At 71.0% G+C, this 23,198-nt stretch carries 23 protein-coding genes; 17 read left to right on the top strand and 6 right to left on the bottom strand.

What is annotated here, in order from left to right; all coding sequences use genetic code 11:
- The first annotated feature begins 123 nt into the window (after positions 1-123).
- From G3576_RS20220 to G3576_RS20210, 3 genes are all read left to right on the top strand, one after another.
- Complete coding sequence (locus tag G3576_RS20220) at positions 124-1,410, top strand: family 1 glycosylhydrolase (RefSeq protein WP_207622919.1); 1,287 nt, start codon at positions 124-126, stop codon at positions 1,408-1,410.
- A gap of 41 nt (positions 1,411-1,451) precedes the next feature.
- Positions 1,452-2,084, top strand: a complete 633-nt coding sequence (locus tag G3576_RS20215; protein WP_164696241.1) for a histidine phosphatase family protein — start codon at positions 1,452-1,454, stop codon at positions 2,082-2,084.
- Between the two features lie 115 nt (positions 2,085-2,199).
- Positions 2,200-2,874, top strand: a complete 675-nt coding sequence (locus G3576_RS20210) for a lipid-binding SYLF domain-containing protein (RefSeq protein ID WP_164696240.1) — start codon at positions 2,200-2,202, stop codon at positions 2,872-2,874.
- 105 nt (positions 2,875-2,979) lie between these two features.
- Here G3576_RS20210 and G3576_RS20205 read toward each other — a convergent pair whose 3' ends face one another.
- Positions 2,980-4,089: a glycosyltransferase gene (locus G3576_RS20205; protein WP_164696239.1), complete on the bottom strand. Its 1,110-nt coding sequence runs from the start codon at positions 4,087-4,089 to the stop codon at positions 2,980-2,982.
- A 316-nt stretch (positions 4,090-4,405) separates the two neighbouring features.
- Between G3576_RS20205 and G3576_RS20200 the strand changes: the two genes are divergently transcribed.
- From G3576_RS20200 to G3576_RS20185, 4 genes are all read left to right on the top strand, one after another.
- Positions 4,406-5,356, top strand: a complete 951-nt coding sequence (locus G3576_RS20200; protein WP_164696238.1) for a glycosyltransferase family 2 protein — start codon at positions 4,406-4,408, stop codon at positions 5,354-5,356.
- Positions 5,357-5,358: 2 nt separating this feature from the next.
- Positions 5,359-5,778, top strand: coding sequence for an Hpt domain-containing protein (locus G3576_RS20195; RefSeq protein WP_164696237.1), 420 nt, complete (start codon positions 5,359-5,361; stop codon positions 5,776-5,778).
- Positions 5,779-5,784: 6 nt separating this feature from the next.
- Positions 5,785-7,344 carry a sigma-54-dependent transcriptional regulator gene (locus G3576_RS20190; RefSeq protein WP_164696236.1) on the top strand — a complete coding sequence of 520 codons (1,560 nt, stop codon included), beginning with the start codon at positions 5,785-5,787 and terminating at the stop codon, positions 7,342-7,344.
- A 119-nt stretch (positions 7,345-7,463) separates the two neighbouring features.
- Positions 7,464-7,847 (top strand): hypothetical protein, encoded by a 384-nt coding sequence (locus G3576_RS20185; RefSeq protein WP_164696235.1) that lies wholly within the window; start codon positions 7,464-7,466, stop codon positions 7,845-7,847.
- Between the two features lie 3 nt (positions 7,848-7,850).
- Here G3576_RS20185 and G3576_RS20180 read toward each other — a convergent pair whose 3' ends face one another.
- From G3576_RS20180 to G3576_RS20165, 4 genes are all read right to left on the bottom strand, one after another.
- The gene (locus tag G3576_RS20180; RefSeq protein ID WP_164696234.1) at positions 7,851-8,369 is read right to left on the bottom strand and encodes a GNAT family N-acetyltransferase; all 519 of its coding nucleotides are present in this window, start codon (positions 8,367-8,369) and stop codon (positions 7,851-7,853) included.
- Between the two features lie 74 nt (positions 8,370-8,443).
- Complete coding sequence (locus G3576_RS20175) at positions 8,444-9,640, bottom strand: amidase (protein WP_328729405.1); 1,197 nt, start codon at positions 9,638-9,640, stop codon at positions 8,444-8,446.
- Between the two features lie 96 nt (positions 9,641-9,736).
- On the bottom strand, positions 9,737-9,907 hold the full coding sequence (locus G3576_RS20170) for a hypothetical protein (protein ID WP_164696232.1): 171 nt from the start codon (positions 9,905-9,907) through the stop codon (positions 9,737-9,739).
- A gap of 73 nt (positions 9,908-9,980) precedes the next feature.
- Positions 9,981-10,676, bottom strand: coding sequence for a GNAT family N-acetyltransferase (locus G3576_RS20165; RefSeq protein ID WP_164696231.1), 696 nt, complete (start codon positions 10,674-10,676; stop codon positions 9,981-9,983).
- Between the two features lie 110 nt (positions 10,677-10,786).
- Between G3576_RS20165 and G3576_RS20160 the strand changes: the two genes are divergently transcribed.
- The 5 genes from G3576_RS20160 (at position 10,787) to G3576_RS20140 (ending at position 15,716) form a co-directional block, all read left to right on the top strand.
- Entirely contained in the window at positions 10,787-11,596 is an 810-nt protein-coding gene (locus G3576_RS20160; protein ID WP_164696230.1) for a ferredoxin--NADP reductase, read from the top strand.
- A gap of 110 nt (positions 11,597-11,706) precedes the next feature.
- On the top strand, positions 11,707-12,834 hold the full coding sequence (locus G3576_RS20155) for a TRAP transporter substrate-binding protein (RefSeq protein WP_164696229.1): 1,128 nt from the start codon (positions 11,707-11,709) through the stop codon (positions 12,832-12,834).
- 70 nt (positions 12,835-12,904) lie between these two features.
- Positions 12,905-13,588 (top strand): TRAP transporter small permease subunit, encoded by a 684-nt coding sequence (locus G3576_RS20150; protein WP_164696228.1) that lies wholly within the window; start codon positions 12,905-12,907, stop codon positions 13,586-13,588.
- A gap of 32 nt (positions 13,589-13,620) precedes the next feature.
- Complete coding sequence (locus tag G3576_RS20145) at positions 13,621-15,036, top strand: TRAP transporter large permease (RefSeq protein ID WP_164696227.1); 1,416 nt, start codon at positions 13,621-13,623, stop codon at positions 15,034-15,036.
- The gene (locus tag G3576_RS20140; RefSeq protein WP_164696226.1) at positions 15,036-15,716 is read left to right on the top strand and encodes a hypothetical protein; all 681 of its coding nucleotides are present in this window, start codon (positions 15,036-15,038) and stop codon (positions 15,714-15,716) included. The genes G3576_RS20145 and G3576_RS20140 overlap by 1 nt, the downstream gene beginning before the upstream one ends.
- A 62-nt stretch (positions 15,717-15,778) precedes the next feature.
- Here the strand turns inward: G3576_RS20140 and G3576_RS20135 are convergent, their stop codons facing one another.
- Positions 15,779-16,150 carry a hypothetical protein gene (locus G3576_RS20135; RefSeq protein ID WP_164696225.1) on the bottom strand — a complete coding sequence of 124 codons (372 nt, stop codon included), beginning with the start codon at positions 16,148-16,150 and terminating at the stop codon, positions 15,779-15,781.
- Between the two features lie 39 nt (positions 16,151-16,189).
- On the opposite strand from G3576_RS20135, the gene G3576_RS20130 reads away from it, so the two are divergent.
- The 5 genes from G3576_RS20130 (at position 16,190) to G3576_RS20110 (ending at position 23,164) form a co-directional block, all read left to right on the top strand.
- Entirely contained in the window at positions 16,190-17,140 is a 951-nt protein-coding gene (locus G3576_RS20130; RefSeq protein ID WP_164696224.1) for an ArsR/SmtB family transcription factor, read from the top strand.
- A gap of 28 nt (positions 17,141-17,168) precedes the next feature.
- Positions 17,169-20,672 (top strand): methionine synthase, encoded by a 3,504-nt coding sequence (gene metH, locus G3576_RS20125; RefSeq protein ID WP_164696223.1) that lies wholly within the window; start codon positions 17,169-17,171, stop codon positions 20,670-20,672.
- A gap of 91 nt (positions 20,673-20,763) precedes the next feature.
- The gene (locus G3576_RS20120; RefSeq protein WP_164696222.1) at positions 20,764-21,660 is read left to right on the top strand and encodes a cation diffusion facilitator family transporter; all 897 of its coding nucleotides are present in this window, start codon (positions 20,764-20,766) and stop codon (positions 21,658-21,660) included.
- Complete coding sequence (locus tag G3576_RS20115) at positions 21,657-22,610, top strand: energy transducer TonB (RefSeq protein WP_164696221.1); 954 nt, start codon at positions 21,657-21,659, stop codon at positions 22,608-22,610. Before G3576_RS20120 ends, G3576_RS20115 begins: the two co-directional genes overlap by 4 nt.
- Complete coding sequence (locus G3576_RS20110) at positions 22,604-23,164, top strand: cob(I)yrinic acid a,c-diamide adenosyltransferase (protein ID WP_164696220.1); 561 nt, start codon at positions 22,604-22,606, stop codon at positions 23,162-23,164. Before G3576_RS20115 ends, G3576_RS20110 begins: the two co-directional genes overlap by 7 nt.
- The last annotated feature ends 34 nt before the right edge of the window (positions 23,165-23,198 follow it).

Below are 23,198 nucleotides of genomic sequence, written 5' to 3'. Positions count from 1 at the left end.
GGCAGATCGGCATCCCCTCCGCCACCGCGCCAGCCAGCTTATGACAGGCCGACGCCGATGAACGAGACTTACAAGGGCAAGAAAAGACTCCAACCGAAGGCGGGATCGGGCGTTGCCACCCGCATGAGCACGCCCCCCGCCTTCATGTTCGCCACCGGCATCGAGAACAGCATCCCCCGCATCAAGGGCGGCACGGTGCGCGTGGATGAGATGGCGCGCTGCGGCCATTACGACCGGTGGCGGGAGGATTTCGGCCTGGTGCAGGAGATGGGGCTCAGCTTCCTGCGCTACGGCCCGCCGCTGCACACCACGCTGCGCGGCCCCGGCCGGCATGACTGGGATTTCGCCGACCAGACCTTCGGGGAGCTGCACCGGCGCGACATCGTGCCGATCGTCGATCTCTGCCATTTCGGAGTGCCGGACTGGATCGGGGACTTCCAGAACCCGGATTTCCCGAACCTCTTCGCGGATTACGCGGGCGCCTTCGCGCGGCGCTTTCCCTGGGTCCAGCTCTATACGCCGGTCAACGAGATGTACATCTGCGCGCTCTTCTCCGCGCGCTATGGCTGGTGGAACGAACAGCTCAACACGGATCGCAGCTTCGTCACTGCGCTGAAGCACATCGTGGCGGCGAATGTGCTCGCGATGCGCGCGATCCTGGCGGTGCGGCCCGACGCCATCTTCATCCAGTCCGAGAGCACGGAATACTTCCACGCCGAGAGCCCGGCGGCGATCGCGCCGGCGGAGATGCGCAACCAGGAACGCTTCCTCTCGCTCGACCTGAACTACGGCCGGCGCGTCGACAGCGGGATGTACGAATACCTGATGGACAACGGCATGACGCGGGAGGAGTACCACTTCTTCCTGCAGCACAGCCCGCTGAAGCGCCACTGCATCATGGGCAACGACTACTACTGGACCAATGAGCACCTCGTGATGCCGGATGGCGCGACGCGCGCCTCGGGCGAGGTCTTCGGCTACGCCGTGCTGACGCACCAGTACCATGACCGCTACGCGCTGCCGGTGATGCACACCGAGACCAACATCCGCGACGAGGGCGATGGCGAGGGCGAGCGCTGGCTGTGGAAGCAATGGGCCAATGTGCTGCGCGTGCGGAATGACGGCGTGCCGGTGGTGGGCTTCACCTGGTATTCGCTGACGGACCAGGTGGACTGGAACACCGCGCTCCGCGAGGAGAACGGGCATGTCGATCCCGTCGGCCTCTATGACCTGGACCGGAAGATCCGACCGGTCGGGCGTGCCTTCAAGCGGCTGGTGGAGCAGTGGCGGGACGTGCTGCCGGCGCAGTCGCTCTGCCTCCAGGTGCCGGTGGTGATGCCGAGCGCGCACCAGATCGACGGGCTGCCGGAGGCCTATTGGGTGGGACAGGCGCGGGCTCGCGCGCGCTGAGGGGCCTTCCGGCGCGCGATACCCGGCGCTAGACCGGCGGCGTGACGAATACCCGCATCTTCCTCGTCCGGCATGCGCTGGTCGAACCCTCCGCCCGCGCGCTGATCTATGGCAGCATGGATGTCGCGCTGTGTGACCTGGCGCTCCAGCAGGAAGCGCTGGCCTATCGCTGGCTGGCGGCGCGGCTGCCGGCCGGGGCGCGCTGGGTGGTGACGAACCTGTCCCGCACCCGCGCCACCGCGGCCGCCATCTTCGCCGCGGGCTATCCGGAAGCGCCGCTGCAGACGGAGCCGGACCTGGCGGAGCAGTTCCTGGGCGAATGGCAGGGGCTGTCGCATGAGGCCTTCGCGGAGAAGATCCGCCACCCGCCCCACCCCTTCTGGCCGCATGCGGCGGAGGAGAAGCCACCCGGCGGCGAGTCCTTCGAGGATATGCGGGCCAGGGTGGCGCCGGTGCTGGAACGGCTGGCGGCGGAGACGCCGGGCGGCGATATCGTGATCGTGGCCCATGGCGGGTCGATCCGCGCCTCCATCGCCCATGCCATGGGGCTGACGCCGCACCAGGCGCTGATCTTCTCCATCAAGAACCTGTCCCTGACCCGCCTGGAAAAGCAGGGGGATGCGTGGCGCGTGGCGGCGGTGAACGAGGAACCCTTCACCCCCGTGGCCGCGTAGCCCTGGCCGGGCGGGGCGCCTTCACAATGCCCCACGGACGCCACAGCTTGCCCTTGGACACCCGAGTCGCGGGCGAGTAGAAGCTGGACCCTCATAGGGTTGCAGGAGGTCGTTCATGCTCCGTGGCATCATCGTGGCACTCAGCCTGCTGGTCGCTCTGCCCGCGGCCGCGCAGCAGGAGGAGCAGGCCCTGGTCGATCGCGCGACGCTCGCCGTGCAGGAACTGATGTCGACCGGGGAGAACACGGCGGATGCGCTGAACTTCCTGCGCCGGTCCCGCGCCGTGATGGTCTGCCCCCGGCTGTTCCGCGCCGGCTTCATCCTGGGTGGCGAGGGCGGGTCCTGCGTGCTGGTCGGGCGGGATGGCGCAGGGTCCTGGTCCTCGCCGGCCTTCTACACCGTGGGGTCGGGCAGTGTGGGCCTTCAGATCGGCGTGCAGGACGCCATGGTCATCATGATGATCATGACGGATCGCGGCCTGGGCGCCGTGATGGACAGCCAGTTCAAGGTGGGCGCCGATGCCTCCGTCGCGCTGGCGACGATCGGCGGCGGCATCCAGGGCAGCACCACGGCGGCGGCGGGGGCGGACATCGTCGCCGTCGCGCGGTCCCGCGGGCTGTTCGCGGGCATCTCGCTCTCCGGCTCCGTGCTGTCCTACCGGCCGGAAGCCGCGCAGGCCTATTACGGCCGCCAGTATTCGGCGCGGCAGATCGTGATGGCGATGGAGGCGCACAACCCGGGCTCCGACCCGCTGCGCGCCATGCTGCTGCGCTTCGGCGCGCGGCAGTAGCTTCTGCCAGCGACCTTTTCGCTGACGCGACAAGGCCCCCAGGCGCCGGCGCTTCGCGGCATGTGCCGTGAAGCGGGTCCGGGCAAGTGACCGGTCCGCTGGCGTTTATGCAGCCAGCCGCGCCGCGGCCCCGGCCAGCAGCGGTGCCAGGCCGCGGGCGAGCGCCGCGGCGCGCGTCGCCATGGTGTGGCGGCCCAGCACGCGGTCCCGCCCGGCCTCGCCCAGCAGCAGGCGCTGGTCCTGCGGCAGGATCGCCAGCCAGCGCAGCGCCCGGGCCAGGGCCTGCGCATCGCCTGGCGGCACCAGATGCCCGCAATCCGCGGCCACCACCTCCCGCATCCCGGCCGTGGCCGGGCCGATGACGGGCAGCGTCAGGACCATGGCCCGCAGCGAATCCTCCACCGAACCCGCCGCGGCGATGAAGCCGAGGTAGCGCGGACCCTCCGTCGCCAGCCAACCGGGGCTCCGCGCGCCGAGAAAGCGCGCCTGGTCGGAGACGCCGCGCTCCAGCGCCTCCGCCCGCCAGGCGTCGAACAGCGGGCCGCTGCCGATCAGATCCACGACCGGCCGCTGGCCGGGCGGGAGGCTGGCGAGGGCGGCGAGCAGCGTCGGCACGCCCGCGCCCCCCGCCATCGGATCCAGGCAGAGCAGGCGGCCGTTGCAATCCGCGGGCGCGGCGCCGCTGGTGGCCCAGGGCGCCGGCCAGGCGATGGCGGGCGGCAGGATGCGGAGCGGCGTGGCCGGCGCGAGGGCGCGCAGTTCCTCCGCCATCGCGGCGCCGGTCGCGAAGACGATGTCCGCCGCGCGCAGTGCCGGCGCCGCAGCGAAACCGGGCTCGGCCACCACGGAGATGGGCGCCCCGGCCAGCTTCGCCCCGGTCAGCGCGGCGGTGGTGGTGGCGCCGTCCCCCGCGACATGGATGGCGCCGCAGCCCCAGGCCTGGAAGGCGGCGGCGATGCGCGCACCCCGGCGCAGCGCCTCCCGCGCCGGCAGGTCGCGGCTTGCGAAGGCGATGCGCGTGGCCCGGGCCAAAGCGAGGGGATTGCGCGGCAGGGCGGCGGGAGGGGCGTCGTGCTCCACCACGAAGGGGACGACCGTGAGGCCGAGGCGGCGGAGGGCGGCGATCTCGGCGGGCGCCTCGCATTTTGCGGGCAGGACCCAGAGCAGGGGTGCGGGGGCGGTGGCCGGGCCCTCGGGCATGGCGTCGAACGGCATGGTTCGGACTCCTCGGGCGCGGTGGGGGGCTGCGCCGGGCCAGGCGTTGCAGGAGGTGTGCCGCTGGGGAAGGCGCTGCCTTCCCCAGACCCCATCCGCCAGGCCCGAGACGGGCCTGGGCCGTCATCAGTTTGATTTTGCGCCAAAACCTGCCGGTCCAGGGTCCGCCCGGACCCTGGCGAGGGGGGTATCGGGGGGAGCAGCGCTCCCCCCGGGCCACTCGCATTCTGCAACGCGCCCTGCCGGCACGCGCCCTGCACTCACCCCCTCAGGCGGCCCCGTCCCGGTCCGCCGCGATGCAGTTCGAGAGGCGCCCGTGTCCGCAACCCCCAGGCTCAGCGTCGTCATCCCCGCCCGCAATGCGCTGCGCTGGCTGCCGGGCGCCATCGCCTCCCTCGGCGGGCGGGCGGATATCGAGGTGCTGGTGGTGGATGACGGCTCCACCGACGGGACGGGCGACTACCTCCGCAGCATCGCGCGGTCCGACAGCCGCATCCGGCCGCTGGCCTCGGGCGGGGAGGGGCCGGCCGCCGCCCGCAACCGGGGGATCGAGGCCGCTCAGGCGCCGCTGATCGCCTTCCTCGATGCCGATGACCGCTGGCGCCGGGGCAAGATCGCGGCGCAACTCGAACTTCACCGGCTGTATCCGGACCTCGCCTTCTCCTTCACCGACCATCGCCGCTTCGCGGAGGATGGCGCGGCGCTTGCCGGCGGCCTCGCGCGCTGCGCCGCCTTCGCCGCCCGCCACGCCATGCGCCGGGAAGGCTTCGTGCTGGACCGCGACGCGCAGGCGCAGATCTATGCGGAGCCGGTGGTGGCGACCTCCACCGTCATGGCCAGCACGGCGTTGCTGCGCGCGGTCGGCGGCTTCAACGAACAACTCCGCCGGGCGGAGGATTGGGACCTCTGGCTGCATCTCGCGGCCTGCGGGCCGGTGGGCTGCCTGCCGCAGCCGCTGTCGGATCGCCTAGTGCGGGTGATCGACCCCGATGGCCATGAGACGTGGCTGCGCCGGGTGGCGCGCCGCCAGGTGGCGGAAGCCTATGCCGCGCCGGCGCGGATGCTGGACCAGGACGCCCCGCGGGCCTGCCGCAGCAACCAGCTGGCGCTGGAGGCGGATGGCGCGGCCCTGGCCGGCCGGCGCATGCAGGCGGCGTTGCTGCGGCTGTCCGCTTTCGCCAGCCAGCCGCGGCGGGAGACCGCGCGCGCCGCGGCACTCGACCTGTTCCGCGGCCGCCAGCCGGCCCTCGCCCAGCGGGGGGCCTGACCATGCAGGCAACGATCGCCTTTCCGGCCATGCAGGTCGTTGACCGGCTTGTCGCGGAGTGCCACAGGTTCGAGGTGAGCGCGATCGACCCCGACATTGCCGGCCAACTGGCCTCCGAGCTGCCGCTCGAGGATTTCGTGCGCATCGTGCGGACCTTCGAGGATGACCTCGGCCGCCTCGCCCGGCAGCTGGAAGCCGCCGTCGCCAGCGGCGACCAGGATGGCTATCGCCGTGCCGCGCACAGCCTGGCGGGCGCCGCGGCGGCCGTGGGCGCGCGGCGGCTGGAGCATGTCGCGCGGCTCGGCATGGACCACCGCGCGCAGGTCGATCCGCGCACCATCGCGCTGCATGTGCAGCATGAGGCGCGGGCCGCGCTGGCCGAACTCGCCGCGCTGGCCGACAATCCTCCGGGCGCCTTCTAGGCTTCGATGCCCGGGGCCGCCGCGCGCGTCCTGATCGTCGAGGATACGCCCACCCAGGCCGAGGTTGCCCGCGCGCTGCTGCGCGACCTCGGGCATGAGATCCGGGTCGCGGAGACCGGCACGGCGGCGGTGGAACAGACGCTGGCCTGGCGGCCCGATGCCATCCTGATGGATATCGAGCTGCCCGACTTCTCGGGCTTCGAGGCGATGCGCCGGCTGCGCGCCGCGGGCATCGAGACCGCGATCATCGTCGTCACCGCGCATGGCAGCGTGAACCATGCGGTGGAGGCGATGCGCGAGGGCGCGGTCGACTTCATCGTCAAGCCCTACGCCAAGACGCGCCTGACGGTGACGTTGCAGAACGCGCTGGAGAAGCGCGCGCTGGCGACCGAGCTGCGGGAAGTGAAGGCGCAGCTGTCGCGCGACCGCTTCTTCGGCTTCATCGGCGCCTCCCCCGCCATGCAGGCGGTCTACCGCACCATCGAGAGCGTCGCGGCCAGCCGCGCCAATGTCTTCATCACGGGGGAGAGCGGCACCGGCAAGGAGCTGGCGGCGGAAGCCGTGCACCGCGCCAGCCCCCGCCGCGCCGGGCCCTTCATCGCGCTCAACTGCGGCGCCATCCCGCGCGACCTGCTGGAGAGCGAGATCTTCGGCCATGTGAAGGGCGCCTTCAGCGGGGCGACGGAGAACCGCCCCGGCGCGGCCCGCATGGCCGATGGCGGCACGCTGTTCCTGGACGAGATCGGCGAATTGCCGCTCGACATGCAGGTGAAGCTGCTGCGCTTCGTGCAGACCGGCAGCTTCCAGCCCGTCGGCGCCTCCCGCCCCGAGAAGGTGGATGTGCGCTTCGTCTCCGCCACCAACCGCGACCCCTGGGCGGAGGTGGAGGCCGGGCGGTTCCGGGAGGACCTCTACTACCGCCTTTACGTCGTGCCGGTGGAGATGCCGCCGCTGCGCGCCCGGGGGGCGGACGTGGCCCTGGTGGCGCGGCACTTCCTGGCCGCCTTCGCGAAGGAGGAAGGCAAGCGCTTCCGCGCCTTCACGCGGGAGGCCGAGGCGGCGCTGATGGCCTATCCCTGGCCGGGCAATGTCCGGCAGCTGCAGAACGTGATCCGCAACATCGTCGTGCTGCATGAGGGGGAGCGCGTGGAGGCGGCGATGCTGCCGCCCATGCTGCTGCGGACGGGGTCGGGCCGCGCGCCGGTGTCCATGCCCATGGCGGCACCGCCAGCGCCGCCGCCCCCGCCGGTTGCGGCGCCGCCCGCGGCCTGGGTATCGGCGCGGCTGGAGCCGACGGCCTGGCCGGAGCCGGTGGAGGAGGTACCGCCACCGGCGATGGCGCGGCGGCCGGAGCCTGAACCGGAAGCGCCACCGCCCGCCCCCTGGGCGCCCCCGGCGCGGATCGAGGATTTCTTGCCGCTGGCGGAGGTGGAGAAGCGCTACATCCTGGCGGCGTTGGACCAGGTGGCGCAGGACGTGCCCCGCGCCGCCTCCGTGCTCCGCATCAATCCTTCCACCATCTATCGCAAATTGCAGGCGTGGCGGGCGGAGGAGGGAACCGGTTAGGTCGTTAGCTCTTTGGCAGCCTCATGCGCCCAGACTTGCCGTGCCGCATCGCGGGATTTTTCTCCCTGGACGGCGGGTGGACCGGGCATGGCAAGATGGCCCGGTGGGGAGCATGAGGCATGGAACGACTGACCGCCCTGGCCGACTACGTCATCCGCCGCGCCCTGGGATTCGCAGGCCTGGCGGCCGCGACCCTGATGCTGGCGCTGTCCTTCGACCTCGCCTTGGCGCTGCGCGTGGGGGCCTGGGTGGCGGCGGCCACGCTGCTCGGCCTGCTGATCCAGGCGCATCGCGCGCCGCGTCGCAACATGCGGCATAGCGAGTTGTGGGCGCTGGCGATCGGGCATGGGAAGGCGGATGACCTGCCCGACCGGCGCCGCAGCGAGATGATGGCCGCCGTGATGCGCGAACGCCTGATCTGGCATGCGGAGCGCGTCGCGGCGGTGGCGCTGGTGCTCTGGGCACTCGATGGGCTGGTGCTGCTGGCCTCGACCCTGCGGTAGGGGTCAGGCTGGCGTGGTGCGGTCGCCCTCGCCCAGCGCCCGCTGCATGAAGACCACATCGACCCAGCGGCCGAATTTCAGCCCGGCCGCCTTCAGCACCCCCGCCTGGCGGAAGCCCAGCGAGACATGCAGGCCGATGGAGCCGACATTCTCCGAATCGCCGATCACGGCGAAGATCTGGCGGAAGCCGCAATCCGTGGCGCGGGCCAGCAGCGCTTCCACCAGCGCCTTGCCCACGCCCTGGCCGCGCACGTCGTCGCGGACATAGATCGAATCCTCGGCCGCGAAGCGATAGGCGGAGCGGTCGCGGAACTGGTTGAAATAGGCGTAGCCCATGACGGTGCCATCGAGCTCCGCCACCAGCCAGGCCCAGCCCGCGTCCTGCACCTTGGCCACGCGGGCGGCCATCTCGGCTTCCGTGGGGGGCTGTTCCTCGAAGGTGCCGGTGCCGACCGCGACGTGGTGGGCGTAGATGGCGGTGATGGCCGGCACGTCGGCCGGCTTGGCGTCACGGATCAGCATGGCGGCGGAACTTACCCCATCGCGGAAGGTCGAGGGGGGATTAGGCGCCTCCCCCGCCCTCGGCAAGTGACGCTTTAGACGGGGAGGTGGAGCACCGCCGCCACCTTCTCCGCCACCGCCAGCAGCGCGCGGTCCCGGCCCGGCGCGGCGGCGAGCGAGAGGCCGACCGGCGCGCCATCCACCTTGGCACCTGGGATCGTCACCTCGCAGAGGCCGGCCAGGCCCGCGATGGCGGTGACGCCCATGGTGCGTTCGCGGATCGCCTGCTGCGACTCGGCGCTGGCGTTGAGGTGCGGCGCGGGGATGGGGGAGGTCGGGTAGGCGAGGACCGCGCCGCCGGCCAGCAGCGCGCGGATGCGGGTGCGGAAGACGTCGCGGAAGGCGCGGGCGGCGGCGGCGCGGGCGGGGTCCGTCGCCTTGGCGGCGGCGAAGCGTTCGCCGACGCCGGGGCCGAAGCCGGGCTTCACCGCCTCGATCCACGACCCCAGGCTGGCCCAGGCTTCCTCCGCCTGGGCGGCGCGGAAATGCTCGAAAAGCTGGTCGAGGCTTTCGGGCGCGATGTGGACGGACAGCGCCGGGCCGAGCACCTTCTCCGCCCCCGCCAGCGCCGGGACCAGCGCCGTCGCGGTCTGCGGCACGGCGTTGACCCAGGCTTCCTGCACCTTGAGCAGCGGGCCGAGCGCGCCTTCGCCGCCGCCGGGCAGCAGCACCTCGCCGACCCGCCGCAGGATGGAGGCGCGGGCGGCGAACCAGCCGGCGGTGTCGAAGCTGGGACCGAGCGGGCAGGCGCCGGTCAGGTTCACCGCGCCCCAGGAGGGGCGGATGCCGAACAGGCCGCAATAGCTGGCGGGGATCCGGACCGAGCCGCCGGTATCGGAGCCCAGCGCGAAATCAACGAGGCCCGCCGCGGTGGCGGCGGCGGAGCCGCAGGAGGAACCGCCGGGGAAGCGGTCCGGCGCCGCGGGGTTGATGGGCGTGCCCTGCCAGACATTCTCGCCGGTCAGGCCATAGGCAAGCTCGACGGTCTTGGTCTTGCCGCGCAGGCTGGCGCCGGCCTGGAGCAGGGAGAGCACGACGGGCGCGGTGGCGGCGGCGGGCGCATGGGTGCGCGCCCAGTCGGGGTTGCCGTAGCCGGTGCCGGCACCGGCGACGTCGAAGAGATCCTTGACCGCGAAGTCGAGCCCGGCGAGGGGGCCCTCCGCCGCGCCGGCGATCTCAACCCGGGGTCCCGGCACGAAAGCGCCGACCTTGTCCTCGATATCCCGCGGCACAGCCCGCCTCCGCATCCATCCTGTAACGATGGGAAGCCTGCGGCAGGCGGGGCGGGATGGCAACCGCCCAGGCGAGAGAGCGGTACGGCGGCCTGCTCAGGTGAGCGGCATCATCACCGACTTGGCCGCCAGCGCCGCGAGCGCGGCCAGCGCCACCGCGCCGCCCATCGGCAGGTGGCGGATGCCGATCGCGAAGACGGCGGTGGCGACGATCAGGCCCCAGGCGGCGACGTCACCGAAATCGAGCACGGATGAGAGCTGCGGCATGGTCGTTCTCCCCTTGGCTGGCGCGTGAAGCCTATATGACATCGGCGTCAGTTTCGAGCGGGAAGAGGACCCTTCAGCCGCGCAGCCCCGCTGTGGCGGCGGAGAGCGATGTGCGCGGTCGCCCGGCATGATCCCAGTTGGCGTCATCGAGCCAGGCGGCGATGCGGGCGCGGCGGTCCGGCCACTCATCCTCCAGGATCGAGTAGAAGGCGGTGTCGCGCCGGCGGCCCTTCACCACGAGATGGGCGCGGAGCGTGCCTTCCTCCACGAAGCCGAGCCGCGCGGCGGCGGCGCGGGAGGGCGCGTTGAGCGCGTTGCACTTCCAGACCAGGCGCCGGTAGCCGAGATCATCCATGGCATGGCGCATCAGGAGGAACATCGCCTCCGTCGCCGCCCGCGTGCGCTGCAGGCGGGGCGAGAACCAGATGTGGCCGATCTCGATCGCCGCATTGGCGGGCTGGATTTCCATCAGCGTCAGCCAGCCGGAAACGGCGCCGCTGCTGTGCGGGCGGATGGCCCAGGCCATGGGGTCGTGCTGGGCGGCGAAGGCGGCGACGTGGCGGCGCATGGCATCCGCATCGGCGAAGGGGCCGTAGCCCATATAGGCCCAGCCATCGCCCGAAGGATCGGCCTGCGCGGCATCCCACAATTCGGCGGCGTGGCGGATGGCCAGCGGCTCCAGCGTGACCGACCGCCCGGCATGGGGAATGCGCGCGGGCAGGGGGCGCGGCGTGGCATCGACGAGGGGGCCGATCGGGGGCGTGGTCATGGGGCAGGGGCCTCAGCGTGTCGGCGGAGGATGGACCGGGCCTTGCGGGCACGCCAGCCATGCGGCGGTTCCGCGTTGCGGCTGGCCATCGGATATTGCATGAGGCTCGCATGACCCAGGACATCGCCCAGCCGGTGCTGGAAACCGCCCCGCCCGGCTTCACGCTCGAGACCGTGCTGACCGTCCATCACTGGACGGATCGCCTCTTCTCCTTCACCTGCACGCGCACCCCGCAATTCCGCTTCGGCGCCGGGCAGTTCGCGATGATCGGGCTGATGGTGGAGGGCAAGCCGCTGGTGCGGGCCTATTCCATGGTGAGCCCGCCCTGGGAGGAGCACCTGGAGTTCCTCTCCATCAAGGTGCAGCACGGGCCGCTGACCTCGCGCCTCCAGCACATCAAGCCCGGCGACCGCGTGCTGATCGGGCGGAAGGCGACGGGCACGCTGGTGCCGGAGAACCTGGCGCCGGGCGGCACGCTCTGGCTCTGCGGCACGGGCACGGGGCTGGCGCCCTTCATGAGCCTGGCGCGCGATCCCGAGACCTATGACCGCTTCGACCGCGTGGTGCTGGCGCATACCGTGCGGCAGGTGGCGGAGCTGGCCTATCGCGAGCTGATCGAGGGCCTCCGCGAGCACGAGCTGCTGGGGGAGCTGGTGCGGGAGAAGCTGACCTACTACCCCAGCGTGACGCGGGAGCCCTTCATCCACCAGGGCCGCATCACCACGCTGCTGGAGAGCGGGCAGATCTGCCGGGAGCTGGGGCTGCCGCCGCTCTCCCCCGCGACGGACCGCGTGATGCTCTGCGGGAGCGAGGCGATGAACGCCGACATGCGGACCCTGCTGGAAGGTCGGGGTTTCGAGGAAGGCGCCAACAACAAGCCCGGCACCTATGTCGTGGAGAAGGCCTTCGTCACCAAATAGGGGCCGGGTATACCGGCCATTGCAGTTTCCTCGCGGCTTCCGTAATGGGACATAAGGGAGCAACCGGGCGCGCCACTCGTTGAACGAGGGGCGCCCCGCTGGAGGAAACAATGACCGAGACGACCAAGTCCGATTCCGTGCCCGCCCGCCGCGGGCTGCTCAAGGCCGCCGCGGTCGGCGCGGTGGGCACCGCGGTGCTCGCCACCCCCAATGTCAGCCGCGCCCAGACGACGACCTGGCGCTTCCAGTCCACCTGGCCGCAGCGCGACATCTTCCATGAATTCGCGCAGGACTACGTCAACCGCGTGAACACGCTGTCCGGCGGGCGGCTGCGGCTGGAACTGCTGGCGGCCGGCGCCGTGGTCGGCGCCTTCCAGCTGCTGGATGCGGTCTCCGCCGGCACGCTCGATGGCGGGCATGGCGTGACGGCCTATTGGTGGGGCAAGAACCCGGCCTTCAGCCTGTTCGGCACCTCCGCCCCCTGGTTCGGCGATGCCAACCAGTTCCTCGGCTGGTTCTACCACGGCGGTGGCGAGGCGCTGTACAAGGAGCTGATGCACGGCATCGTCCGGGCGAATGCCATCGGCTACCTGACCGGCCCGATGCCCTGCCAGCCGCTCGGCTGGTTCCGCAACAACATCGAGAATGTCGAGCAGCTGCGCGGCCTGCGCTACCGCACCGTCGGCCTGAATGCCGACGTGGCGACGACGCTCGGCATGGCGGTGGTGTCGCTGCCGGGCGGTGAGATCGTGCCGGCGCTGGAGCGCGGCGTGATCGACGGCGCGGAGTTCAACAACCCGTCCTCCGACCGCCTGCTCGGCTTCCCCGACGTGGCCAAGAACTACATGCTGCAGAGCTTCGGCCAGCCCGTCGAATCCTTCGAGGTGCTGTTCAACCGCCAGAAGGCGGAAGCGCTGCCGCAGGAACTGCAGCAGGTCCTGAAGATCGCCGCCGAGGCCGCGTCGTCCGACATGCTGTGGAAGGCGATGGACCGCTACCCCCGCGACCTGCAGGCGATGGCGAGCCAGCAGGGCGTGCAGGTGCGCTCCACGCCGCGGCCCATCCTGGATGCGCAGCTGCGCGCCTGGGACGGCGTGCTGGCGAAGTACGAGGCCGATCCCTTCTTCAAGAAGGTCTGCGACAGCCAGCGCGACTGGTGCCGCCGCGTCGGCGCCTTCTTCCTGCGCGCCACGGCCTCGCCCGCCGTGTCCTACAACCACTTCTTCGCCCGCGGCTGAGCGGGGGCGCCCCGGTCGCGAGGCCGGGGCGCTTTTCATTCCGCCTTTCATTCCCGGAGACGCGCACGCCGTGCAGCAGATCCTCCTCGGCATCGACCGGCTCAGCACGCTGGTCGGGCAGCTCTTCTCCTGGTGCATCCTGCTGCTGACGGGGGTCATCGTCTATGACGTCTGCGCCCGGCGGTTCTTCGCGGCGCCGACGACGTGGGGATACGACGTCTCCTACATGCTCTACGGCACGCTGTTCATGATGGCGGGCGGCTACGCGCTGTCGCGCAACGGGCATGTGCGGGGCGACTTCCTGTACCGCAACTTCAGCCCCGCCCTGCAGGCCAAGTTCGACTTCACCCTCTACATCCTGTTCTTCTTCCCGGCGATCTTCGCCTTCATGATCTCCGGCTGGCACTTCTTCGCCGACAGCATGGCGCAGAACGAACGCAGCATGTTCAGCCCGAACGGGCCGATCATCTGGCCCTTCAAGTTCCTCATTCCCCTGGTCGGCTTCCTGCTGCTGCTGCAGGGGCTGGTGGAGACGGTGCGCTGCGTGCAGGCCATCCGCACCGGCGAATGGCCGCAGCGGCTTTCCGACGTGGAGGAGCTGGACAAGCAGATCCTCGCCGCGGCCGAGGCCAAGGGCGCGGAGGCACTGGCCGCCGAGATGGCCCGCGGCGGAGAGGCCGCGCTGGTCGGCGCCGTGCAATCCGCGCAAGGCCCGGCTTCCCGGGACCCCGCCCCGCGTCACCCCCATTCCTGATCCCCGGGATACCTGACCATGAGTGACGCCGCATGAGTGACGCTGCCCTGGGCCTCACGCAGCTTCTGCTGTTCCTGTTCTTCATCATGCTGGGCTTCCCCATCGCCTTCACGCTGATGGCGATGGGGTTGTTCTTCGGCTACCTCGGCATGCAGGATCGCGTCTTCGACCTGCTGGTGCAGCGCACCTACGCCGTGATGGCGAATGACGTGCTGATCTCCGTGCCGCTCTTCGTCTTCATGGGCTACATCATCGAGCGCGCGAACATCCTGGACCGGTTGTTCCGATCCTTGCAGCTGGCATCGGGCAGCGTGCCGGGGAGCCTGGCGGTTGCCACCCTCATCACCTGCGCGCTCTTCGCCACCGCCACGGGCATCGTCGGCGCGGTGGTGACGCTGATGGGGCTGCTCGCTTTCCCCGCCATGCTGCGCGCGGGCTACGACCCGAAGCTGGCCGCCGGCGTGACCTGCGCGGGCGGGTGCCTCGGCATCCTCATCCCGCCCTCGATCATGCTGATCCTCTATGGCGCGACGGCGGGCGTTTCCGTCGTGCAGCTCTACGCCGCGGCCTTCATCCCCGGCGTCTCGCTAGCGCTGCTCTACGTCGCCTACGCCATCGGCGTCGGCATCTTCAAGCCGGCGATGGCACCGCGCCTGCCGCCGGAGGAGCGCAACGTCCCGGTGCTGCAGATCTTCGTGGCGCTGGCGACGTCCTTCCTGCCGCTGGCGCTGCTGATCGCCTCCGTGCTCGGCTCCATCCTCACGGGGCTCGCCACGCCGTCGGAAGCGGCGGCGATGGGATCGCTCGGCTCCATCATCCTCGCCATCGTCTACCGCGCCTTCACCTGGCAGAAGCTGAAGGAAAGCGTATTCCTGACGGCCAGGACCAGCGCGATGGTCTGCTGGCTCTTCGTCGGCAGCTACATCTTCTCCTCCGTCTTCGGCTACCTCGGCGGGCAGTCGGTGGTGGAGGATTTCATCAAGTCGCTGCCCCTGAACACCTTCACCTTCATGCTGCTGGCGCAGGTCATCATCTTCATCCTGGGCTGGCCGCTGGAATGGACGGAGATCATCGTGATCTTCGTGCCGATCTTCCTGCCTCTGCTGGATGATTTCGGCGTCAGCCCGCTGTTCTTCGGCGTCCTCGTGGCGCTGAACCTGCAGACCAGCTTCCTGAGCCCGCCCGTCGCCATGGCCGCCTTCTACCTGAAGGGCGTGGCGCCGCCGCATGTGAGGCTGGAGGACATCTTCCGCGGCTGCATGCCGTTCATCTACATCGTCGTCTTCTGCATGGCCATGGTCTACATCTTCCCGGGCCTGGTCACCTGGTTGCCGGAAACGCTCTATTCCAGCACGCCGGCCGATGGCGCCGTGCCGACGATGCTGGATGCGCCGCCGGCGGGCGGCTTCCAGGAGGAAGAGGAAATCCGCCTTCCCTCGATGAACTGATGACGACCGACATCGAGGGGGCCGCCCGCTGGCTGGCGGAGGCGGTGGAGACCGGCAATCCGCTGGCCGCGCTGCCGGAGGGGCTGGCGCCGGCCAGCCTGGAGGAGGCGGAGGAGATCGCCGCCGCCGTTCTGGAATCGCTCCGCATCACGCCTTGCGGGCTGCGGGTGCTGCGCGGGTTGGATGTGGCGGGACCGATGGTGGAGGGACGGCTGGTGCCCTCCGGATCGCCGATCGCGGCGGGCATGCTGCGTCATGGCCTGGCGAGCGCCGCAGTAGTGGGCGTGCTGGCGGAGGCGCTGGGGGAGGGTCCGCCGGTGCTGGCGCGGGTGCATCCGGCCATCGACCTGTCCTCCACCCGCTTCACCGAGGCCCCCACGGACCGGCTGGTGGTGACCGCCGATCTGGCGCGGCTGGGCCTGGTGGTGGCGGGGCGGGGCAAACCCATGCCCGAGGCGCCGGTGCGCGTGGCGATCGGCCCGGCCGGCCATCGCCGCCGGGGCGAGGCCTTCGACCTGGCCGCGCTCTTCGCCGAGGCGGCCGAGGTGGCGCGGGCCTGGGGCGGCTTGCCCGCCGGCGCGCTGCTGGTGGTGGCTGGCCTGGGTGATGCGTTGCCCGCTTCTGGCGCGCTGCGCGTCACTGTCAGCGGCCTGGGCGCCGCTGAGGCGGTTGTAGCCTAGAACCTCGCGGTCCAGGGGCCCGAGGCCCCTGGCAGGGGGTGCAGGGGGACGGCGTCCCCCTGCTACGCCTTCCTGAACCGCGCGCTCGTCACCGCGTCCTCCCGCAGCGCCGCTTCCACCTCCGCCCGCGCGTCTTCCGTCTCCACCACCGCCACGACCCGGTCGAACCACGCGCAAGCCCCGCGCACCCGCGCCTGGAACAGCCGGTCCAGCGCCGCCGCGGCCGCGCTGCGCCCGGCGCAGCAGGTGCAGGAGGCGGCGTGGGACGGCCCGGCCGGGTCGAAGCTCACCTGCGCGACCGCGCCGGGCGGCAGGGGCTCGGGCGGGGCTTCCGCCAGCAGCGCCGCCGGCTTGCCGCCGGCCAGGGTCGCGGCCAGGTCCCCGCCCGGGGGCAGGAGGGTGAGGGGGATGCGCGCGTCGAGGGACCATGCCATAGGCTGGACATAAGGATATGTTTATGTCATTTGCAAGCCATGGACGACCTTCTGACGCAACTCCGCGCGGCTGCCGAGCCGACCAGGCTGCGCCTGCTGGCGCTTTGCGCCCGCAGCGCGCTCTGCGTCAGCGACCTCTGCGACGTGCTGGGCCAGAGCCAGCCGCGGCTGTCCCGCCACCTGAAGTTGCTGGTGGAGGCCGGGCTGCTGGAACGGGTGCCGGAGGGCGCCAATGCCTATTTCCAGCTGCCCGCCGATGCCGGCGTGGCGCGGATGATCCTGGCGCGGCTGCCGGAGGATGACCCCCGCCTGGCGGCCGATCGGCGCGCCGCCGCCCGCATCGCCGCCGAACGCGCCCGCGCCGCCTCCGCCGCCTTCCGGGAGGGCGGCATGGATTGGGACGAGATGCGCGAGCTCGGCCTGCCATCCGGGGAGATCGAGCAGGCGCTGATCAGCCTGCTGCCCGCGCGCGCGGATGCGCTGCTGGATATCGGCACGGGCACCGGGCGGCTGCTGGAACTGGTGGCGGACCGGGTGGAGCGGGCGCTCGGCGTCGATGCCAGCCGGGACATGCTGGCGCTGGCCCGCGCGCGGATCGCGGAGCGCGGCATCGCGCATCGCGCCGCGGTGCGCCAGGCCGACATGTATCGCCTGCCCTTCGCCGATGGCGCCTTCGATGCCGTCGCGCTGCAGATGGTGCTCCACTACGCCGAGGACCCGGCCGCGGCCGTGGCGGAAGCCGCGCGCGTGCTGCATCCCGAGGGCACGCTGATCATCGCCGACCTGGCGCCGCATGGGCGCACGGACCTGCTGCAGCGTCATGCCCATCGCTGGCCGGGCTTCGACGATGCCGCCATTGCCGGCTGGCTCGGTGCCGCCGGCTGCACGCTTTCCTCCCCCATCGAGGTTCCGGGGCCGCTGGCCGTCCGGCTCTGGCCTGCCCGGCGTGTCGCCGGCTTCGCCGAGCCCCGCCACGCCATCGCCCTCTGACCCGATCCTTCTGCCGAGAGAAAACCGCATGACCTCGCGCCCCCATCTTCTCGATGCGCTTCGTGACCAGGTGCTGCTCTGCGACGGCGGCTTCGGCGCGCGCATCCAGTCCATGACGCTGGATGTCGAGAAGGATTTCTGGGGCAAGGAGAACTGCACGGAGGTGCTGAACCTCTCGCGCCCCGACATCGTGCGCGACATCCATCGCAGCTACTACGAGGCCGGGTCGGACATGGTGCTGACCAACAGCTTCGGCGGCAGCCCCGTCACGCTCGGCGAGTTCGAGCTGGAGGAGAAGGCCTTCGAGATCAACAAGCTCAGCGTGGAGCTGGCGCGGGAGGCGGCGGAGAGCTTCGCCGATGGGCGCCCCCGCTGGGTGATCGGCGATATCGGCCCGGGCACGAAGCTGCCGAGCCTCGGCAACATCGACTATGATTCGCTGGAGGCCGCGCTGGTGGCGCAGTGCCGCGGGCTGATCGCGGGCGGCGCGGATGCGCTGCTGACGGAGACGAACCAGGACACGCTGTTCATCAAGGCGGCCGTCAACGCCTGCAAGATCGCGAAGGCGGAGGCGAAGTCCGACATCCCGATCTTCGTGCAGGTGACGGTGGAGACGACGGGCACGCTGCTGGTCGGCCCCGACATCGCCGCCGCCACGACGGTGGTCCATTCGCTCGACGTGCCGCTGATCGGCCTGAACTGCGCGACCGGGCCGCAGGAGATGGCGGAGCATATCCGCTGGTTGAGCCGCAACTGGCCGGGGATGCTGAGCGTGCAGCCCAATGCCGGCCTGCCGGAGCTGGTGGATGGCAAGACGCATTACCCGCTCGGCCCGTCGGAGCTGGCGACCTGGATGGAGCGCTTCATCCTGGAGGATGGGCTCAACCTGATCGGCGGCTGCTGCGGCACCTCCACGCCGCATATCCAGGCGCTGGACCAGCTGCTGCGCAAGCTCGGCGGGGCGAAGGCGCGGCCGGCGCCGGTGAAGCGGAACGCCGTCTGGGTGCCCTCCGTCGCCAGCCTCTACAGCGCGACGTCGCTGCGGCAGGAGAACAGCTACTTCTCGATCGGCGAGCGCTGCAACGCGAACGGCTCCAAGGCCTGGCGCGAACGCCAGGCGGCGCATGACTGGGATGGCTGCGTCGCCATCGGGCGGGAGCAGGTGGCGGAGGGGTCGAACAGCCTCGATGTCTGCACGGCCTTCGTCGGCCGTGACGAGATCGCGGAGATGAACGAGGTGATCCGGCGCTTCACGTCGAGCGTCAACTCGCCGCTCGTCATCGACAGCACGGAAACGCCGGTGATCGAGGCCGCGCTGAAGCTGCATGGCGGCAAGCCGATCATCAACTCCATCAACTTCGAGGATGGCGAGCATGCCGCGCATGAACGCCTGGTGCTGGCGAAGAAGTTCGGCGCGGCGGTCATCGCGCTGACGATCGACGAGGTCGGCATGGCCAAGACGGCGGAGGACAAGCTCCGCATCGCGCGTCGCCTGGTCGATTTCGCCTGCAACCAGCATGGGCTGGCGCAGTCCGACCTGATGATCGACCCGCTGACCTTCACCATCGCGACCGGCAACGAGGATGACCGCAAGCTCGGCGTCTGGACGCTGGACGGCATCCGCATGATCCGGGAGGAATTTCCGGACATCCAGATCATCCTGGGTCTCTCCAACATCAGCTTCGGCCTGAACCCGGCCGCGCGCCATGTGCTGAACAGCGTGTTCCTGGATCACGCCGTGAAGGCGGGGATGACGGGCGCGATCGTCCACGTCTCCAAGATCAAGCCGCTGCACGCCATCCCGCCGGAGGAAGTGGCGGTGATCGAGGATCTGATCTTCGACCGTCGTCGCGAAGGCTATGACCCGCTGCAGAAGGTGCTGGAGATGTTCTCCGGCCGGAAGGCCGCCGACACCACCGGCAAGAAGCGGGCGGAGACCGTGGAGGGTCGCCTGAAGGACCGCATCGTCGATGGCGACCGCAAGGGGCTGGACGACGAACTCGCGGATGCGCTGGCGAAGGGGCTGACGCCGCTTTCCATCATCAACGACGTGCTGCTGGACGGCATGAAGGTAGTGGGCGACCTCTTCGGCGCGGGCAAGATGCAGCTGCCCTTCGTGCTCCAGTCCGCGGAGACGATGAAGGCCGCCGTCGCCTATCTCGAGCCCCACATGGAGAAGATCGAGGGGCAGGAGAAGGGCACGATCGTGCTCGGCACCGTCAAGGGCGACGTGCACGACATCGGCAAGAACCTGGTCGACATCATCCTGACCAACAACGGCTACAAGGTCGTCAACCTCGGCATCAAGGTGCCGCTGAACGACATCGTCGCGGCGGCGAAGACGCACAAGGCGCATGCCATCGGCATGTCCGGCCTGCTGGTGAAGTCCACCGTGGTGATGCGCGAGAATCTGGAGGAGATGAGCCGCCAGGGGATCGACCTGCCCGTGCTGCTGGGCGGTGCCGCGCTGACGCGCAACTATGTCGAGGATGATTGCGTGAAGTCCTACGCCTGCGGCCGCGTGGCCTATGCGCGGGACGCCTTCGATGGCCTGCACCTCATGGACAAGGTGATGGGCAACGGCTTCGACGACTACCTGGCCGCGCTGCAGACCAAGCGCGCGGGCAAGGCGAAGAACGAGAAGCGCACGCTGGGCCAGGCCGATCCGCGCGGCTTCGCGCCCGTCGATGTCAACTACGCGCAGGAACGCCGCCGGCGCGTGGCGGCGGAAAGCGCCGTGCCGGTGCCGCCCTTCTGGGGGCCGCGGGTGATGGAAGCCGCGCCCAAGGCCATCGTGCCCTTCATCAACGAACGCAGCCTCTATCAATTCCAGTGGGGCTTCCGGAAGGCCGGACGGTCGCTGGAGGATTTCATCGGCTGGGCGAAGCAGGAACTGCGCCCGGTGCTGAAGCGCATGCTGGCGCTGGCGGAGGCCGACAACATCCTGAAGCCGCAGGCGATCTACGGCTACTGGAAGGCCGCCGGCCAGGGCAACGACATCGTGCTGTTCGAGGAGGATGGCATCACGGAAGCCTGGCGCTTCACCGTGCCTCGCCAGCCCAAGCCCGATGGCGAATGCATCGCCGACTTCCTGCGGGACATCGAGGACGGGCCCGACAAGCGCGACGTGATGGGCCTGCAGGTCGTGACCGTGGGCCAGAAGGCCTCCGACATCGCGCGCGACTGGTTCGAGGACAACCGCTACCAGGACTACCTCTACCTGCATGGCCTGTCGGTGGAGATGGCGGAGGCGATGGCGGAATACGTCCACAAGCGCATCCGCGCCGAACTCGGCTTTGCCGGCGAGGATGACCGCGACATCGAGAAGATGCTGAGCCAGGGCTATCGCGGCGGCCGCTATTCCTTCGGCTACCCCGCCTGCCCGCGGCTCGAGGACCAGGAAGGGCTGCTGCGGCTGCTGAAGGCGGATCGCGTCGGCGTGACGCTCTCCGACGAATGGCAGCTGCATCCGGAGCAGTCGACCAGCGCCATCGTGCTGCACCATCCGCGGGCCAAGTACTTCTCGGTGTGACGCGGCGCCGTCCGGGGTTGCGGAAACGCACCCCGGCGCGGCATCAATCGGCCGCCGCAGGAGTCCGCGCCTTGTCCGCCTCATCCGCCCGATGCCCGGGCTGACGCGCATCGAGACCATCGCCACGGCCAGCGTCTTCGTGGCGCTGGCCGTGCTCGGGCTGAAGGCGGGCGCCTGGTGGCTGACCGGCAGCGTCGCGCTTTTCGCCGATGCGGTGGAAAGCGTGGTGAACGTGGCCGCCGCGCTGGCGGCGCTCGCCGCCATCCGCGTCTCCGCCCGGCCGCCCGATGCGGACCACCCCTATGGCCATGCCAAGGCGGAGTATTTCTCCGCCGTGCTGGAAGGCGCGCTGATCATCGTGGCCGCCGTGCTCATTCTGCACGAGGCCTGGGGTGCCTGGCAGGCGCCGCGCATGCTGGACCAGGCGGCCTCCGGCCTGCTGGTCTCCGCCATCGCCACCGGCATCAATGCGGGCTGGTCGGCCTTCCTGTTCCGGCGGGGCAGGGCCTCGCGCTCCCCGGCGCTGCTGGCGGATGCGCGGCACCTGCTGGCGGATGTCGTGACCTCCGGCGGCGTCATCGTGGGCGTGGCGCTGGTGGCGCTGACGGGACAGGCCTGGATCGACCCGGCGCTGGCGGGGCTGACGGCGGTGAACATCCTGTTCTCCGGCTGGCGGCTGATGCGCGAATCCGTGGGCGGGCTGATGGATGAGGCGGTGGCGCCGGAAGCGCTGGGCCGCATCCGCGCGCTGGTCGCGAAGCACGCCGAGGGCGCGATCGAGGCGCATGACCTCCGCACCCGCCATTCCGGGCGCTTCACCTTCGTGGAGTTCCATCTGGTGGTGCCCGGCGACATGACGGTGACGCAGGCGCATGAGATCTGCGACCGGGTGGAGGCCGCGCTGAAGGCGGAACTCGATACCGCCATCATCACCATCCATGTGGAGCCCGAGGGCAAGGCCAAGCACCAGGGTGTGCTGGTGCTGTGACCGTCGCGCGGCCCTGGCCCCTGCTGCTGTCCGTGGTCGCGCATGCCGCGCTGGCCGCGGCGCTGCTGGTCGACCGCGGAGCGGACGAAGCACCCCGGCCGCTGGACCAGGGCGTCGCGCTGATCTGGAACCAGGAGGAACCCGGGACCAGCGATGCGGTGGATGCCGAGGCCGCTTCGCCCGCGCCGCCTGTCAGCGTTCCGGCCCCGCCCGGGCCGCTGCCCATGGCGGCCCTGCCGCCCGCCCCCAGCCTGCCCGAAGCACCGCCCGCGCCGCCCCCGCCCCCGCCACCGGTCCAGCCGGCATCGGTGACGCCTCCGGCCCCGCCACCGCCGCCGCCCGCGCTGGCGGAGGCGACCCTGCCGCCGCCACCGCCCGAGGCGCCGCGCCCGCGGCCGGAACCGCCGATCCAGGTCGCGGAGGCCCCGCCGCCGCCTGTCGCCGAGGCACGGCCCGAACCCGAGCCGACGCCGCCCGCCTTCGAATTGCCGCCGCCGCGGCCGCTGCAACTCGCGGTGCCGCAGCAGCGCCCCGCGCCCCCACGCCCGCGCCCCGCCAGCGAGGCACGCCCGGCCGCGGCAGCCGCGCCGGCGACGGGGCAGGCCGCCGAGGCCTCCGCGCCCCGATCCACCGGCGGCGCGCAGGCGCTGGGCGCGGTGACGGCGCCGCGGCCGCTGGCCGGCGCCGCCAACCCGCCGCCCGAATACCCCTATGCCAGCCGGCTGCGCGGCGAGCAGGGCCGCGTCAGGCTGCGTGTGCAGGTGGACCAGAACGGACGGGTGATGGAGGTGGCGGTGGACCAGTCCGCCGGCTTCCAGGCACTGGACCAGGCGGCGCTGCGCGCGGTGCGCAACTGGCGCTTCCAGCCCGCGGCACGCGATGGCCAGCCGGTCGTTGCGGTTGCCGCCGTCGATATCAGCTTCCGCCTCGAAGGAGATCGCCGATGGTGAAGCTGGACGTGATCACGACGCGGGGGGGCGACGGGGGGGAGACCTCGCTCGGCGACGGGTCCCGCGTGCGGAAGGACGCGCTGCGGGTCGCGGCCTATGGGACGGTGGATGAGGTGAACGCCACCATCGGCATCCTGCGCCTGCACCTGGCCGGCGACCGCCAGGCGGATGCCATGCTCGGGCGCATCCAGAACGACCTCTTCGACCTCGGCGCCGATCTCTGCGTGCCCGGCACCGGGGAGGACCGGCTGCGCGTGACGGATGGCCAGTGCCTGCGGCTGGAGGCGGAGATCGCCGCCATGAACGCCGATATCCCGCCGCTGCGCAGCTTCGTGCTGCCCGGCGGATCGCCCGGCGCCGCCTATGCCCATCTGGCGCGGACGGTGGTGCGGCGGGCGGAGCGGGAGGTGGTGGCGCTGGCAGCGGCGGATGCGGTGAATGCGGCGGTGATCCGCTACCTCAACCGGTTGTCGGACCACCTCTTCGTGCTGTCCCGGCGGCTGAACGGGAACGGGACGGGGGATGTCACCTGGACGCCGGGGGCGACGCGGTAGGGTGATGCAGGGGGAGCGCTGCTCCCCCTGAACC

This window comes from Falsiroseomonas algicola, assembly GCF_011040385.1.
Lineage (GTDB): Bacteria > Pseudomonadota > Alphaproteobacteria > Acetobacterales > Acetobacteraceae > Falsiroseomonas > Falsiroseomonas algicola.
The sequence above is the reverse complement of the archived record's forward strand: the minus strand, read 5'-3'. Positions and strand labels throughout refer to the sequence as shown.